At 62.6% G+C, this 13,142-nt stretch carries 17 protein-coding genes and 1 tRNA gene; 11 read left to right on the top strand and 7 right to left on the bottom strand.

Going from position 1 to position 13,142, the window contains the following annotated elements; all coding sequences use genetic code 11:
* Positions 1 to 1,322, bottom strand: a 1,322-nt coding sequence (locus F561_RS25425; RefSeq protein WP_019010327.1) for an ATP-dependent metallopeptidase FtsH/Yme1/Tma family protein, incomplete at its 3' end; no start/stop codon positions are given.
* Between the two features lie 180 nt (positions 1,323 to 1,502).
* On the opposite strand from F561_RS25425, the gene F561_RS0112585 reads away from it, so the two are divergent.
* From F561_RS0112585 to F561_RS0112575, 3 genes are all read left to right on the top strand, one after another.
* On the top strand, positions 1,503 to 1,994 hold the full coding sequence (locus tag F561_RS0112585) for a DUF4384 domain-containing protein (RefSeq protein ID WP_019010326.1): 492 nt from the start codon (positions 1,503 to 1,505) through the stop codon (positions 1,992 to 1,994).
* A gap of 113 nt (positions 1,995 to 2,107) precedes the next feature.
* A complete protein-coding gene (locus F561_RS0112580) occupies positions 2,108 to 2,476 on the top strand; it encodes a nucleotide pyrophosphohydrolase (RefSeq protein ID WP_019010325.1) in 369 nt (122 codons plus the stop codon).
* Positions 2,473 to 2,994 (top strand): YfiT family bacillithiol transferase, encoded by a 522-nt coding sequence (locus F561_RS0112575; RefSeq protein ID WP_019010324.1) that lies wholly within the window; start codon positions 2,473 to 2,475, stop codon positions 2,992 to 2,994. Before F561_RS0112580 ends, F561_RS0112575 begins: the two co-directional genes overlap by 4 nt.
* Here the strand turns inward: F561_RS0112575 and F561_RS0112570 are convergent.
* From F561_RS0112570 to F561_RS0112555, 4 genes are all read right to left on the bottom strand, one after another.
* Positions 2,991 to 3,629 (bottom strand): SDR family NAD(P)-dependent oxidoreductase, encoded by a 639-nt coding sequence (locus F561_RS0112570; RefSeq protein WP_019010323.1) that lies wholly within the window; start codon positions 3,627 to 3,629, stop codon positions 2,991 to 2,993. The two genes, F561_RS0112575 and F561_RS0112570, sit on opposite strands and share 4 nt — an antisense overlap.
* Positions 3,630 to 3,693: 64 nt before the next feature.
* On the bottom strand, positions 3,694 to 3,894 hold the full coding sequence (locus F561_RS0112565) for a hypothetical protein (RefSeq protein ID WP_019010322.1): 201 nt from the start codon (positions 3,892 to 3,894) through the stop codon (positions 3,694 to 3,696).
* A gap of 7 nt (positions 3,895 to 3,901) precedes the next feature.
* On the bottom strand, positions 3,902 to 4,864 hold the full coding sequence (era, locus tag F561_RS0112560; RefSeq protein ID WP_083922430.1) for a GTPase Era: 963 nt from the start codon (positions 4,862 to 4,864) through the stop codon (positions 3,902 to 3,904).
* Between the two features lie 164 nt (positions 4,865 to 5,028).
* Complete coding sequence (locus F561_RS0112555; protein ID WP_019010320.1) at positions 5,029 to 5,874, bottom strand: SDR family NAD(P)-dependent oxidoreductase; 846 nt, start codon at positions 5,872 to 5,874, stop codon at positions 5,029 to 5,031.
* 130 nt (positions 5,875 to 6,004) lie between these two features.
* Between F561_RS0112555 and F561_RS0112550 the strand changes: the two genes are divergently transcribed.
* Positions 6,005 to 6,679, top strand: coding sequence for a TetR/AcrR family transcriptional regulator (locus tag F561_RS0112550; protein ID WP_019010319.1), 675 nt, complete (start codon positions 6,005 to 6,007; stop codon positions 6,677 to 6,679).
* A 223-nt stretch (positions 6,680 to 6,902) separates the two neighbouring features.
* Entirely contained in the window at positions 6,903 to 7,469 is a 567-nt protein-coding gene (locus F561_RS0112545; RefSeq protein WP_019010318.1) for a YIP1 family protein, read from the top strand.
* Positions 7,470 to 7,585: 116 nt separating this feature from the next.
* Here F561_RS0112545 and ribF read toward each other — a convergent pair whose 3' ends face one another.
* Both ribF and F561_RS0112535 read right to left on the bottom strand, forming a co-directional pair.
* Complete coding sequence (ribF, locus tag F561_RS0112540) at positions 7,586 to 8,482, bottom strand: riboflavin biosynthesis protein RibF (protein WP_019010317.1); 897 nt, start codon at positions 8,480 to 8,482, stop codon at positions 7,586 to 7,588.
* The gene (locus F561_RS0112535; protein WP_019010316.1) at positions 8,479 to 9,012 is read right to left on the bottom strand and encodes an NUDIX domain-containing protein; all 534 of its coding nucleotides are present in this window, start codon (positions 9,010 to 9,012) and stop codon (positions 8,479 to 8,481) included. Before F561_RS0112535 ends, ribF begins: the two co-directional genes overlap by 4 nt.
* Before the next feature lie 99 nt (positions 9,013 to 9,111).
* Between F561_RS0112535 and F561_RS0112530 the strand changes: the two genes are divergently transcribed.
* The 6 genes from F561_RS0112530 to F561_RS0112505 all read left to right on the top strand — a co-directional run bounded on the left by F561_RS0112530 (position 9,112) and on the right by F561_RS0112505 (position 13,103).
* Entirely contained in the window at positions 9,112 to 10,218 is a 1,107-nt protein-coding gene (locus tag F561_RS0112530) for a deoxyguanosinetriphosphate triphosphohydrolase (RefSeq protein ID WP_019010315.1), read from the top strand.
* Positions 10,219 to 10,329: 111 nt separating this feature from the next.
* Positions 10,330 to 10,406, top strand: a tRNA-Ile gene (locus F561_RS0112525).
* Between the two features lie 131 nt (positions 10,407 to 10,537).
* Complete coding sequence (locus tag F561_RS0112520; RefSeq protein ID WP_019010314.1) at positions 10,538 to 11,428, top strand: tyrosine-type recombinase/integrase; 891 nt, start codon at positions 10,538 to 10,540, stop codon at positions 11,426 to 11,428.
* A 20-nt stretch (positions 11,429 to 11,448) separates the two neighbouring features.
* Positions 11,449 to 11,898, top strand: coding sequence for a hypothetical protein (locus tag F561_RS0112515; RefSeq protein ID WP_019010313.1), 450 nt, complete (start codon positions 11,449 to 11,451; stop codon positions 11,896 to 11,898).
* Positions 11,899 to 11,999: 101 nt separating this feature from the next.
* A complete protein-coding gene (locus tag F561_RS0112510) occupies positions 12,000 to 12,554 on the top strand; it encodes a hypothetical protein (RefSeq protein WP_019010312.1) in 555 nt (184 codons plus the stop codon).
* 258 nt (positions 12,555 to 12,812) lie between these two features.
* Positions 12,813 to 13,103 (top strand): hypothetical protein, encoded by a 291-nt coding sequence (locus tag F561_RS0112505; RefSeq protein ID WP_019010311.1) that lies wholly within the window; start codon positions 12,813 to 12,815, stop codon positions 13,101 to 13,103.
* Positions 13,104 to 13,142: the final 39 nt, after the last annotated feature.

Below are 13,142 nucleotides of genomic sequence, written 5' to 3'. Positions count from 1 at the left end.
TGTCCGACTTCGTGGTAGGCCGTCACCTTGCGGTCGGCTTCCCGGACCACCAGCGAGCGGCGTTCCGGCCCCATCAAGACCCGGTCCCGTGCCTCATCCACATCCCGCCCCGTAATCCGCGTCCGGCCTTCCCGCGCCGCCAACAGCGCCGCTTCGTTCAGCAGGTTCTCCAGATCTGCCCCCACCATCCCCGCCGTTCTGCGGGCCACCAGTGCCAGATCCACACTGGCATCCAGCGGCTTTTTACGGGCATGAATTCGCAGCACCATTTCCCGGCCCCGCACATCCGGCGCGTCCACCACCACCTGACGGTCAAAACGCCCCGGACGCAGCAACGCCGCATCCAACACATCGGGTCTATTGGTGGCCGCCAGAATGATCACTTCCTGTCCACTGCCGAAGCCGTCCATCTCCACCAAGAGTTGATTGAGGGTCTGTTCGCGTTCGTCGTTGCCGCCCTGCAAACTCACGCCGCGTTTGCGGCCCACCGCGTCGATTTCATCGATAAAGACGATGCAGGGCGCACTTTTGCGGGCCTGCTCGAACAGGTCACGGACGCGGGCGGCCCCGACGCCGACGAACATCTCGACGAAATCGGAACCGGAGATGGAGTAATAGGGAACTTTGGCTTCTCCAGCGACAGCTTTGGCGAGCAGGGTTTTGCCGCTGCCGGGAGGGCCGACGAGCAGGACGCCGTGGGGAATGCGGGCGCCGAGTTGGTGGTAACGCTCGGGGTGGCGCAGGAATTCGACGACTTCCTGCAGGTCCTGCTTGGCTTCGTCGCAGCCCGCGACATCGGCGAAGGTCTGCTTGATCTGGCCTTCAGCGATCACCGCCGCCTTCGACTTCCCAAACTGGCTCGCGGCATTGCCTCCGCCCTGAGCGCCACGCAACGAGCGCCACAGCACCAGCAGAATCAGCCCGGTCAGGATCAGGGGCAGCACCTGCCCGATCCAGCCGAAAGGTGACCCTCCCGCTGTCACGCGTAGGGGCACGCCCGCCGCCCTAATGCGGTTCAGGGTCGCGGCGTCGGGCGGTACCACCACCGAACGGGGCCGCGAGGCGCTGATAAAGGTGACGCTGGCATTGCCCGCGCCGTCCAGCGTGACCTGCGCGACCCGCCCTGCCTTCAGGTCTTCAAAAAAGCGGTTGGTGGAATAGCCGCCCGTATTGACGGATGGAGAACTGTTGCCAGTGATGGGAGGCAAGGCTTGATCGGCAGTTTGGGCAGAGGCTGAGATTGGGCCAGCCAACAGGAGCAGGGTCAACAACGCTCGCCGTGGAGACATCGGCGGAAACAACCGGGCGAAGGCGGGAGCCATAAGCCTTATGCTACGCCGCTTCCCGCGCCTGGACCCTATGAAAGCTGACCATTGGGGGCGGCTTCTGTGGGTTACCCCGATGTTGGTCTGCCCGCAATCTGACCGGTTTCTCTTGGTTTTCAGAGATGACACGGTGGTCATACTCAGATTCCTGTCAGGCCCGCCCGTTACACTGACCCTATGCGTAGCCTCCTTGTGCTTGGCGCACTCAGCTTGACCCTGAGTGCTTGTACCGTCAACGTCCGCCCCAACCTGGGCCTCAGCGGAAGCGGCAGCAACCTGATTGCCAGCGTTCGCCCTGACCGGGGTGAGGGGGGCAACTACGTGGTTGGTGAAGCCCTGCGCCTCAGCGTGACCACTCGCACTGCCGGATACGTCACCCTGCTGGCCCTGAACCCCAACGGCGCGGCCACAGCGCTGGTCCGTGACGCCTACGTGCAGGCCGGAACCACCACCTTCCCCCGCGCCCAGGACGGCGTGACCTACAACGTGGCGGCCCCGCGCGGCCTTCAGCGCGTGCGTGTGCTGTTTACCCGCGTGCGCCCCACCACCGACCTCGTGCTGGGCGGCGTCTATGACGGCAACCGCTGGAACCGCACCAGTAACGAGTATCTGAACAACTACGCGCCCGCAGACCGGGACGTGCAGGAAACCTATCTGTACGTGAGGTAAAAAAGCGGGAAGTGGGTAGTGGTCAGTGGGGAAAGCGCAGCACTCAACAGCGCCCTATCTTTCGACCTTTCTACTCACCACCATGCACTCACTGTTTTAAGCCAGTCGCCCCCATGCGGCTGGTTTTTTCGTACTCTGCCCGCATGAATCCAGAAGTTCCGCTGACCTTCGAGGCGGCCCGCGCCCGAGTAGACGCCTATATTTCTCAGTTCAAGGAAGGTTATTTTCCGCCGCTACTGATGCTGGCCCGCCTAACCGAAGAAACCGGAGAAATTGCCCGCGTGATTGCCCACCAGAATGGCAAAACCCCCAAGCCAGGAGAGGATGTGGGCGACCTGGAACTGGAACTGGCCGACCTGCTCTTTGTCATGATCTGTATGGCGAACGAGCGCGGCCTGAGCCTGGAGCGCGGCTTTGAGCGCATGATGACCAAGGTAGAAACACGCGACGCGGATCGCTGGACCAAAAAGGAGAACCTATGATTGCTGCACCAGACCGCCGTTATCCCATTGGCCCGATGCCCACGCCGTTGATCCTGACGCCAGCAGAGCGGGCCGAAGCCCTCGCCGCCATCCGCGCCCTGCCTGCCGAATTGCGTGCGGTGGTGGCTGCGTTGGGCGAATCTGGTTTGGAGACGCCCTACCGGGAAGGCGGCTGGACGGCGCGGCAGGTGGTGCATCATGTGGCCGACAGCCATCTCAACGCATTTGTGCGCGTCAAGCTGACCCTGACCGAGATCAATCCGGTGATCAAGCCCTACGAGCAGCACCTGTGGGCCGAGTTGCCCGATTCGCGCCTGCCCGCAGAGGTGAGCCTGAGTTTGCTGGAGGCCCTGCACGCCCGTCTCATGGCCGTACTGGACAGCGTAAACGGTGCTGATTGGGCACGCGAGTGGACGCACCCCGCACAGGGCCGCACCTATACGCTGGACACGCTGGCCGCCATGTACGCCTGGCATGGCCGGCATCACACGGCGCACCTGCGTTTGATCGGGGTCTAGCCCTCTACCCGCAGTTCTGGCTGCGCCGCGCCGCCCCTGTCGGTCAGGATGGCCTGCGCTACCGCCTCTGCGCTGATGGCTCCACGGGGGACGCGGCCCACCTGCGCCCAGAGCGGCGTATCTACGGCAGGCGGCAGCACCAGCGTGATGGCTTTTTGCGTACCACGCGGCAATTCCAGGCGGGCGATGGTCACGGCCTGCGCCAACGCCGCCTTGCTGGCCGCGTACTGAGAAAACCCTTTGGCCGTCACCAGTTCGGGCCTTGCACCGATCAGGTAGATGCGCCCGCCTTCCGCCAGCTTGGGCAGGGCATATTTGAGCGTCCAGACGGCTCCAAAATAATTGGCGTTCCACACGGCCCGTACCTGCGCGGCGTCCAGATCAGCGAGGGGCTGAGGCAGAGCCGCGCCCGCTGCATAAATGACCGTGTTTAGATTTTCCACGCCGTCCAGCAGCGAGCGCACATGGCTTTCAAAGCCCACGTCTACCCGCTGGGATGTGGCTCCCAGTTCAGTAGCTAGGGCAGACAGCTTGGCTTCATCCCGGCCTGCCAGGATCAGGTTGTCCGTGCCTGCCATTGCCCGTGCCATCGCCGCGCCAATTCCGCCTGTGGCCCCAATAATCAGTGTGGTCATGCTGGGCAGTGCAGCATAGGCGGGGGCTATGTGCCGTATGCGGGGATGCAAAAGCAAGCCAGCTTTATCGGCGTGGCTTGCGGGTTCGCTTAATCAGGGTGACGAGTTCGGGCGAACGCTTTGGCCCGTTCAGTTCAGTCAGGAACGTGGCGGGATATTCCTTGCAGAGTTCTCCCCACCAACGCTCCGTTTTGCGGTTCCAGACTCGCCAGCCCTCGCCGGGAATGGCTTTGGCGACAAAGCGGGCGCGACTCTTCTGAACCAATTAAGCCTTACTCGTAGCCCAGTTCGCGCAGGGCTTCTTCGTCCTCACGCCAGCCGGGAATCACGATGACTTCGAGGCCCAGAAATACCTTGCGGCTCAGGAAGACTTCCAGTTGCTTGCGGGCCGCCTGACCGATTTCACGCAGTTGCTTGCCGCCTGCACCGATCACCATGCCCTTGTGGGCGTTCTTTTCCACCACGATCTCACCCTCGATGCGTTGCAGACCGTCTTCACGTTCCGTCCAACTGTTCACGCGGGTGGCAACGGCGTAGGGCAACTCATCGCGCAGCTTTTTCATGGCTTCTTCGCGAATAATCTCGGCGGCCCACATTTCCCGCGTCTGGTCGCTGGCCGCGCCGAGGGGATAGAAGAAGGGGTTTTCGGGCAGGATGTCCAGCAGTTGCTCGCGCAGGGTCGCCACAGCCTGAGGATTGTTCTGGGCGCTGAGCACCGTTTCGCTGGTGTCGTGGGTGCGGCCTTCCAGCAGCGCACGGTAGAGCTTCATGGCTTCTTCGGGGTACTTTGCCACGTCGGTCTTGTTGCCCACCAAAAATAGGGGTTTGGGCAATTCGCGCACCTGCCGGGCCACCAACTGATCCTCGTCGGTGGGCGGGTGGCGCAGGTCTACAACCCAGACCACAGCGTCCACATCGGCCAGCGCACTGTGAACCTCGTGGTTCATGTACTTGCCCAGCGCGTCTTTGGGCTTGTGCAGCCCCGGCGTATCCACGAACACCAGTTGGCGGTCGCCCGACGAATGGATGCCGCGCACGCCGCGCCGTGTGGTCTGCGGGCGGGGGCTGGTGGGCGCAACTTTGGTGCCCAGAAAGGAGTTCATCAGGGTGCTTTTGCCCACGTTGGGTTTGCCGACAATCGCCACAAACCCGGAATGGGTCTGCGCGGCTTTGCCCTGTTTGGGGCTGCCGGAGGTAGTGCGGAGGTGATCTGGGCTGGAAGCTGAATCCGTCATCATTTTTATTGTCGCACGCGCCTGCTCGGGCAAGTGTTCATTGGGCCAGAGAGCGGACGGGTCTGAGGTGTGAGGAGATTGGGTTTTTGCCCTGTCCTACAGCCTTTGCACTACGGGCCGTCCTGTCTTATCGGGCTGTTAGATCCCGAGACGGCCCTTGACCCTCAGACCTCCTTCCGCGCCTGTATCCGCGCCAGCAGGCGGGTCATCGCAGCGCGGGGTAACAGGCGGGGCATCAGGGTCTGTACACGGTTGAGGCCGCCTGCGACCAGTACGGCCTGACTGCGCAACATGGCATTCACGCCCAGCCTGGCGACTTCATCGGCACTGAGCATCGCCATACGGACACCGGCGCTCATCAATTTGCTCTCGCCCAGGCTGGCGGCGTCCTGAAATCCAGTTTCGACCGGGCCGGGGCACAGCGCCGTGACGCTGACGCCTGTGCCGCGCAGTTCCTCGTTCACGGCCTCGCTGAAACTGAGCACATACGCTTTGGAGGCGTAATACACGGCCATCAGTGGCCCCGACATAAACGCGGCGGTCGAGGCTACATTCAGCACTCGCCCGCGTCCACGCGCCACCATCGCGGGCAGGAAACGGCGGGTCAGATCGGTGAGGGCGGCGATGTTCACGGCCACCATGCGGTTGATTTCGCCCGCGTCCTGCGTCCAGAATTCGCTGAAACCGCCGAACCCGGCATTGTTGACCAGAATGTCTACCGTCAGTTGGCGGGCCGAAACTTCGCGTTCCAGCACCTCGCCTGCATCGGGGCGGGTCAGGTCTAGCGCGATCACCTGGGCCTGAATGCCGTGTTTGGCGCTCAGTTCCTGCGCCAGCGCCTGCATTTTGCCCTCGCTGCGGGCTACCAGAATCAGGTGTGCGCCGCGTGCCGCAAGCTGCCGCGCGATGGCCTCGCCGATGCCGCCGCTTGCGCCCGTAATCAGAGCGGTGGCGGGTTGGGTGGACGGGAACTGGTCAGAATGGGCCTGGGTCTGCGGGGTCTGGGTCATGTCTTCTCCTCTGGGAAGTCTGAATGACCCCCGGTAATTAAAACCTTACTAACTTCGGGTAAGTATGTCAACCTGTGTCCAGGCGAGATTTTACCTTGACTTCTAGACACATCTCTCCTTTAATTAACCTGTGTTTACTCTCTCTCGTGCCCGGTCTGACAGCGCCAAAGAAGCGCGGCGGGCCGATATCCTGCACCAGACCCTGATGCTGTGGCAGACCCACCGCTACGAAGACGTGACGTTGCAGGCGGTCGCGGGGCGCGTCGGCCTGACCAAGCCCGCGCTCTACGGCTATTTTCCCACCAAAGAAACGCTGTTTCTGGCCCTGTACGAGGAGCTGGTGGGCGCGTGGCTCAGGGACCTGACGCGGCATGTGCGTCTGGGCGGCAGACATACTCCGGCCAGCCTCGCGGCCTTGATCTGTACCCTGCTGGCCGAACACGCTGCCCTCACGCGCCTGATTCCGCATCTGGCCGGTCTGCTGGAGCGCAACATCAGCCAGGAACGCGCTCATGCCCATAAAGTCTGGTTGCTGGAGCAATTGCAGCCGCTTGCACCCCTTCTGGAAACCGCGTTGCGCGGTCTGCCGCCCGGTACGAGCCTGCAACTGCTTACCTACACACAGGCGTTGGTGGCGGGCCTCTACCCCATGTCCGACCCTGCCCCCGCCGTCCGGGCCGCCCTGCAAGCCCCTGAACTCGCGCCGCTGTGCGTGGAGTTCGGGCCTGCTCTGCAAGAGGCTCTGACGGCCCTGTACGCGGGAATGTGCTCACTGGGGTCAACTGTTCCAGGCCATGAGCCATGAGTGCCTGAGCAGTTTGGAGTGCGGGCGAGTCCCTATTTCTCTACAGGCCCATCTGGAGGTCACGAGCGGCGGTCTTCCGGTCTGGCGTTTTACTTTTTATAAATCACGGTTTCTTTTCTTACCGTTCCTCTTCGCAACCCCGGCCAGCTTCATCCAATGCAAATATTGACTCTCTCAGAACCTACTCTGAAACTTCTTTGACATCCTCAGCGTACTGTGTGGCATGAGTCAACCTGCACCATCGGCCCCCACAGATACCGTCGCGCAAATGATCCCTCAGAGCATGGCTGTCCTGACGCGGCCCAGCCCCAGCACGTTCGAGCTGTACGAACGGCGTGGCGGCATGGCGCAGGCGGCCATCTATGTGGTACTGGCCGCGCTGGTCTCCGGTCTGATTGCCGGAATCTTCGCGCCCCTACACGACCTGAACCTGTTCGGTCAGTTTTTCAGCCGCCTGATTGCCATTCCTGTTCAGTTCGCCATCTTTGTCGCAGCTGTCTATCTCATCGGCAAGCACCTGTTCAAGGGCACGGGCACGCCTTCCGAGGTGGCCTACACCTTCGCCCTGTTTTTCGTTCCGCTCAGCATTGTCGGAACCCTGATCGGCATTATTCCTATTCTGGGCTGGATCGCGGGCCTCGTTATTTCCGTGGCGATGGTGTTCTTCGGCTTCCTGGCCGTGCAGTCCAGCATGAACCTGCGTGACCAGACCCAGGCCGCTGTCACCCTGGTGCTCTCGGGGCTGGCCTACTGGATCGTTGGCGCTATCGTCTTGGGCATCCTGCTTTGATCTGGGTGAGGTAAATCCCCAGAGGTTTTGGGCTACAAAAGCAGTGTGGGGCCGAAGTTCAACGCTTCGGCCCCTGCTTTTGCTTTCTGCGGCATGTGTCCGAAGACTTTCAGCCTCTACTTCACTCCCACCAACGCTGCCCGCGCATCTGCCGCGTCCTGCTGCAACTGGGCTTTGAGGGCGTCCAGACCGCTGAATTTTTGTTCACCGCGCAGGTGGGCGAAGAACTTGATATGTAGTTCCTGACCGTACAGGTCGCCCTCGTAATCAAAGAGATGCACCTCGAAGCGGCGGGTTTTGCCGTTCACGGTGGGCCGAAATCCCACATTCGCCATGCCGTGCCAGCGCCCATGATCTCCGATGGCGACCACGGCGAACACACCCATCGGCAGGGCTTTGCCGTCTGGAACGCTGATATTGGCCGTGGGCCAGCCGATGGTACGGCCCAACTGATCGCCGTGGACGACCACGCCCTGCGCGTCGTAATGGCGGCCCAGCAGTCGGCGTGCGCCGTCTACATCGCCCGTTTTTAGGTATTCACGGATTCGGGTACTTTTAATATCTTCGCCGCCCAGCCCGTGAATCGGCACGACCACCACTTCCGGGGTCACTTCGGTCAGGTCTGCCGCGCTGCCCATCCGTCCACGTCCGAAATGGAAATCTTCGCCCACGACCACTGTGCGGGGCCGCAGCAGCCGCAGATCGTCCAGAAAGGCCTCCTTGGGTCGGGCGGCGAACTCTGCGGTAAAGGGTACAGCCACCGTTTCGTCTACCCCGTAGCGGGCCAACAGTTCCAGCTTCTCGGGCAAGGTCGAGAGAAATTCCACGCCCTGGGTCAGCACGCGGGTGGGTGGGTCGAAGGTATAGACCACGCACGGCACGCGGTGTTCCCGCGCTTTGGCCTTCAGTTGGGCGATCAGGGCCTGATGCCCCAGGTGAATGCCGTCGAAGCTGCCGATGGCAACCACCGTTTCGGTATCGGGACGCTGGCCGGGAGAGATGAAGGTTTTCATTGAGCGGTGTCCGCCAGTGCAGCGCCCGCCAGAGCCTGCACGCCAAACAGGGCCGCCGTGATCGTGGCCGCGCTGCCCACCAGAGTGCCGTCGCGCAGGCCGTCCAGCACTGCTTGGGGCTGCATCCAGAGCACCTCTATCTCCTCGTCGTCGTCCATCGGCAGGCGGGAGTCACGGAGGTTGCGGGCAATAAATACATACAGATGCTCGTCGCAAAAGCCGGGGCTGGAATAAAAACGGGTCAGCAGCGTCACATCGGCATCGAGGCCCGCTTCTTCCTGCAGTTCCCGGCGGGCGGCCTGCTCCGGGGTTTCGCCCTCATCGATCAGGCCCGCCGGGGCTTCCACGGTATACGCGTTTACCGCCCGCCGAAGCTGGCGCACCAGCAGCATTTCGCCCGCATCGTTTAGGGCCAGAACGGACACGGCGTCCTTGTGCCGGATCACTTCCCACTTGCCCTCCTGCAGTTCCAGGCGCAAAATCCGCCCGTCGTAGATGACCTGTGTGCTGCCCTGCTGCGAGTCGCTCATGGCCGCATTCTGGCAGAGCGGCAGACCGGGGAAGCAGGCAGGGTTACGGTTTCTTGGCGTTTTGGCCTTTGTTACCGTGCTATCTGCCAGAATCGCCCCATGTTGACCCGCCAGCAACTTCAGGCGCGTGAGGCGGCCACCCTCGCGCCCTACGCGACCTTCAGCGCCGATTCGCGGGGACGGGCCTACCCGGAAGCCGAGAGCAGCACCCGGACCGCCTTCCAGAAAGACCGGGACCGTGTGCTGCACACCACCGCTTTCAGGCGCTTGGAAGCCAAAACGCAGGTGTTCCTGAACGCGCAGGGCGACCATTACCGCACCCGCCTGACGCACACGTTGGAAGTGGGACAGGTGGCCCGCTCGGTGGCGGTGTCGCTGGGCCTCAACGAAACCCTGGCCGAAACGCTGGCGCTGGCGCACGATCTGGGCCATCCACCTTTCGGACATGCCGGAGAGCGCGTGCTGAACAGCCTGATGACCGAACACGGCGGTTTTGACCACAACGCGCAGGCCCGCCGGATCGTGACCCTGCTGGAAGACCGATACGCCGAGTTCCCCGGCCTGAATCTGACCCATGAAACGCTGGACGGCCTGAACAAGCATGACCGCGCCGGGCTGGAACGCCCCAGCCTGGAAGCTCAACTCGTAGACGCCGCCGATGCGCTGGCGTACACCGCGCATGATCTGGACGATGGCCTCAGAAGTGGCCTGATCACGCCCGCGCAACTGGCCGAATTGCCTCTCTGGAACGAACTCCTGGCCCGCGTGCCCACCTCTGCCCCCAACCTGACCGAACGAGACCGCCGCACCCTGCACCGCGACCTGCTCGGCTGGTTGATTTCCGATCTCACCCAGACCAGCGACGCGGCAATCGCGGCCAGCGGAGTGGCGACGGCGCAGGCAGTCCGCCAACATCCGGTGGGCCTGATCACCTATAGCCCCCCTATGCGGGAGCTGCTGCGGGGTACGGCCACCTTTCTTCGCGAAAATCTGTACCGACACTGGCGGGTCGAGATGCAGGTCGAGCAGGCGACTCGGGTGCTGGAAACGATGTTTCAGGCGTTTCTGGCCCGCCCGTCTATGCTGCCCCCCACTGTTCGCGCCCGTGCCGAAGCTGAGGGGTTGCCCCGCGCTGTGTGCGACTTCGTGGCCGGAATGACAGACCGTTATGCGCTGGAAACTTATGGCCTGATCACTCCGCCCTGAGTACGGGACCGCCCTGCCCGTTGACACTCTGCCCCGCCCCTGATACATTGATCCCCGCCCGCCAGAACGGGGGAACAGCATGAGAATGCTGATCAATATCAATATTGGTGCGCGGGTGTAGCTCAGTTGGTTAGAGCGCACGCCTGATAAGCGTGAGGTCCCCAGTTCAAGTCTGGGCATCCGCACCAAGAGAAAGATTCCCCGTCTAGGACGGGGTTTTTTGTTGCCTACCGAAATCTTGAACTCGGTCTAAGCAGCAGTGATCGTGCGCTCTCCAACCCGGCTGAATTCCTCGTCAAAGGAGCCTTTCCCTATGACGATGGATCAACTTTGGGAGCAGTTCTTCTACCACCTGAGGGTGCAGCGGCGCTCGGCGGCTACCCTCAGCTTTTACTCGGTCACGCGGCAGAAGTTGGCCAAGTACCTCGAGCGCGAGGGCCTGCCTCAAGAAGTGCCGGGCCTCAGCATCACCCACCTCCGCAGCTTCGTGATGTGGCTGGGCGAGGAAGGTCTCAAGCCCGGCGGCCAGCATGCCCACGTCCGGGCCGTTAAAGCGCTGCTCAACTGGAGCCACCGCGAGGAGCTGATCGGTGTGAACCCGGCCCAACGCTTGGCTCTGCCGCCCCTGCCTCGCCAGCGGCTCCCGACCGTCACGCACGACCACACCCAGCGCCTGCTCACCACCGCCAAGGCGTCCGACCAGCCCCTGCGTGACGCGGCCATGCTGATGCTGCTGTTCGACACCGGCCTGCGCGTGTCTGAGCTGATCCACGTCACCACCGGAGATCTCGAACCCGCTCAGGGGTTGATCCGGGTGCGGGGCGGCAAGGGTGACAAGGACCGCACCGTTCCCGTCGGCACCCGCACTTTGAACGCTTGGAGCGCCTATCAGCGCCGGGAACGGCGACCCCGATCGCCGCATGTGGACGCCCTACTGCTCAGTCACCGGGGTGAACCCTTGACCCGCAGTGGAGTCGGCATTCGGCTGGCGTCTTTGGCGCGTCAGGCCGAACTGCCCAGAGCGGCGGCCGCCCCGCACGCGTTCCGGCGCGGCTTTGCCGTCGAGTTCCTGCGGAACGGGGGAGACGTCTTCACCCTCCAGCAGATCCTCGGTCACGCCACGCTGGAGATGACGCGCCGCTACGTGAACTTCCTCGACGAGGATCTCAAAGCCGCTCACCTGCGCTTTTCTCCCGGAGACCGGCTGTGAGTCCGGAGAGCACAGCAGTGATGCCCCTCCTTTCCCTGGTCTTCAACGCGCCCGCCACTGACCTCGCCCTTCTGCTCGCCCACCATCTGGCCACCCGGGGGACGTCCGCCGTGGTCTTCCGGGTCGAAGACCCACCTGGCCCGTTCACTCCTCGCCACCTCACCGCAGCGATGTTCGCCCCTGTACGGTTGGGAGCCTACGGCTTGCCCGCCGAGAGCCTGCCCTCCGCCGTGTTGGCGGCCCGACAAGCTGGAGTGAACTACATCATCACCGTGTTGCCTGCGGCTCAGGACGGCGAGATGCTGGACACGTCCGATTTGAGCCGCGCCCTGATCTCGTTCAAACGCTTTCAGCGTCCCGACCGCGAAGTGTTGGCCGATCTGCTGGCTTGGACAGACCTGGCAGCCCGGCACCAGCCTCTGCTCTTCCTCCGGTTACTGGACGACGATGCCGTGCGCATCCTGGTTTGAGCCTGGTGGTCATGCCATCCTGAAGAGTAGGTAACAACCCGTCCATCGCCACTCAGGCACCCCCACCAGGGTGCCGCTTTTGTTGTTGCAGGAGGAACTCTATGATCACCGCTGCCCAAACCCGTGCCATTCAAGCCGCCCATGCCGACGGTCTGCTAGACGCTGACATCGCTCAACGCGCCCAGGTCTCCATCTCCACGGTCAAGCGCGTGCGCCGCAAGCTGGGCCTCGCCACCCACTGCAAGACGGCCCGCCGGGGGCGCTTGGGTGAGCAACAAGTGGCCGCATCGGCCACCGCCCGCGGCCTCAGTGTCGTGTGGCGCGCACGTGACGACGACAAGTACGACCTCTGGATTGAGGGGAAGCGGGTCGACGCGAAAGCCACCTTGCAGGGCCGCAACGGTACCTGGCACTTCCGGCTCCCTGTAATGCGTAGCAGCTTTCTGGGCCGCTACGCTTACGAGAAAGACTACGAGCGCGACTGCGAGGTCGTGGCCCTGGTGTGCCAGTTCGCTGATGGCCGCTCACCCATCATCTACCTACTGGGCAGCGCCAATCTGCCTGCATCCGTCCGCATTCGGGAGGGCGTGAACCACATAGGGGCGCGCGAAGCGTGGGAAGTGTTTGCTCCATCGGAGAGTTTGTTGGCAGCGTGAGGTTGCTCGCTCCTACTCTCAGCTTTGCTCGTCCAAGTTTGAACAAAGTTTCGTACAGATTGCTTGTCCTTACGTCTGGCATGCTCCGTGTCCTCTTTCACTAGAGTCAAGAAAGTCGGTCTCTGTGGCTGGATGTCGCTTCGGCACCCTTCAAAGGGGGCATAAGGGCTTGCTAAGCCCATCTTTTCATTCGGTGCGCTGCCTCACGGCAAGTGTGCCGCCTCACCCGGCCCAAGAGGGTCATCCCAAAGGAGCAAGATGCCTGTCCAAACCATTAAAGACACCGAGTTAAACGAGTTCCGCCGCCTTGCCCGTGCCCATGCCGCTGCGTTGGCGGAAGCGCAGCGCACGCTCACAGCGCTTGAAACAGAAAAGCAGCGTTTGCTTGATCTCTGGCAACCACGTGCCGAGGCGCTCACTGATGAAGAAAAAGAAACCTCCAAGGGTGAGCACCTTGTCGATTTGCTGGCGGATCTGGATCAGTGTGATCCTGAGTTGTTGACCACCACTGAAGAGCTTGACGACTGGCTCGGCCTGAAAGGCAGGTAGCGTAGCTACAGCTTGGGCCAGTGGGGATTCATTCTTCGT

Origin of the sequence: Deinococcus aquatilis DSM 23025 (assembly GCF_000378445.1) — a bacterium.
Lineage (GTDB): Bacteria > Deinococcota > Deinococci > Deinococcales > Deinococcaceae > Deinococcus > Deinococcus aquatilis.
This window is presented reverse-complemented; position numbering and strand designations above follow the sequence as displayed.

Excerpts from the sequence above, each read along its gene's own strand:
- F561_RS0112585 (WP_019010326.1), top strand. The coding sequence starts at position 1,503 with ATGCGTAGCCTCCTTGTGCTTGGCGCACTCAGCTTGACCCTGAGTGCT.
- F561_RS0112580 (WP_019010325.1), top strand. The coding sequence starts at position 2,108 with ATGCGGCTGGTTTTTTCGTACTCTGCCCGCATGAATCCAGAAGTTCCG.
- F561_RS0112575 (WP_019010324.1), top strand. The coding sequence starts at position 2,473 with ATGATTGCTGCACCAGACCGCCGTTATCCCATTGGCCCGATGCCCACG.
- F561_RS0112570 (WP_019010323.1), bottom strand. The coding sequence starts at position 3,629 with ATGACCACACTGATTATTGGGGCCACAGGCGGAATTGGCGCGGCGATG.
- era (WP_083922430.1), bottom strand. The coding sequence starts at position 4,864 with ATGACGGATTCAGCTTCCAGCCCAGATCACCTCCGCACTACCTCCGGC.
- F561_RS0112555 (WP_019010320.1), bottom strand. The coding sequence starts at position 5,874 with ATGACCCAGACCCCGCAGACCCAGGCCCATTCTGACCAGTTCCCGTCC.
- F561_RS0112545 (WP_019010318.1), top strand. The coding sequence starts at position 6,903 with ATGAGTCAACCTGCACCATCGGCCCCCACAGATACCGTCGCGCAAATG.
- ribF (WP_019010317.1), bottom strand. The coding sequence starts at position 8,482 with ATGAAAACCTTCATCTCTCCCGGCCAGCGTCCCGATACCGAAACGGTG.
- F561_RS0112535 (WP_019010316.1), bottom strand. The coding sequence starts at position 9,012 with ATGAGCGACTCGCAGCAGGGCAGCACACAGGTCATCTACGACGGGCGG.
- F561_RS0112530 (WP_019010315.1), top strand. The coding sequence starts at position 9,112 with ATGTTGACCCGCCAGCAACTTCAGGCGCGTGAGGCGGCCACCCTCGCG.
- F561_RS0112520 (WP_019010314.1), top strand. The coding sequence starts at position 10,538 with ATGGATCAACTTTGGGAGCAGTTCTTCTACCACCTGAGGGTGCAGCGG.
- F561_RS0112515 (WP_019010313.1), top strand. The coding sequence starts at position 11,449 with ATGCCCCTCCTTTCCCTGGTCTTCAACGCGCCCGCCACTGACCTCGCC.
- F561_RS0112510 (WP_019010312.1), top strand. The coding sequence starts at position 12,000 with ATGATCACCGCTGCCCAAACCCGTGCCATTCAAGCCGCCCATGCCGAC.
- F561_RS0112505 (WP_019010311.1), top strand. The coding sequence starts at position 12,813 with ATGCCTGTCCAAACCATTAAAGACACCGAGTTAAACGAGTTCCGCCGC.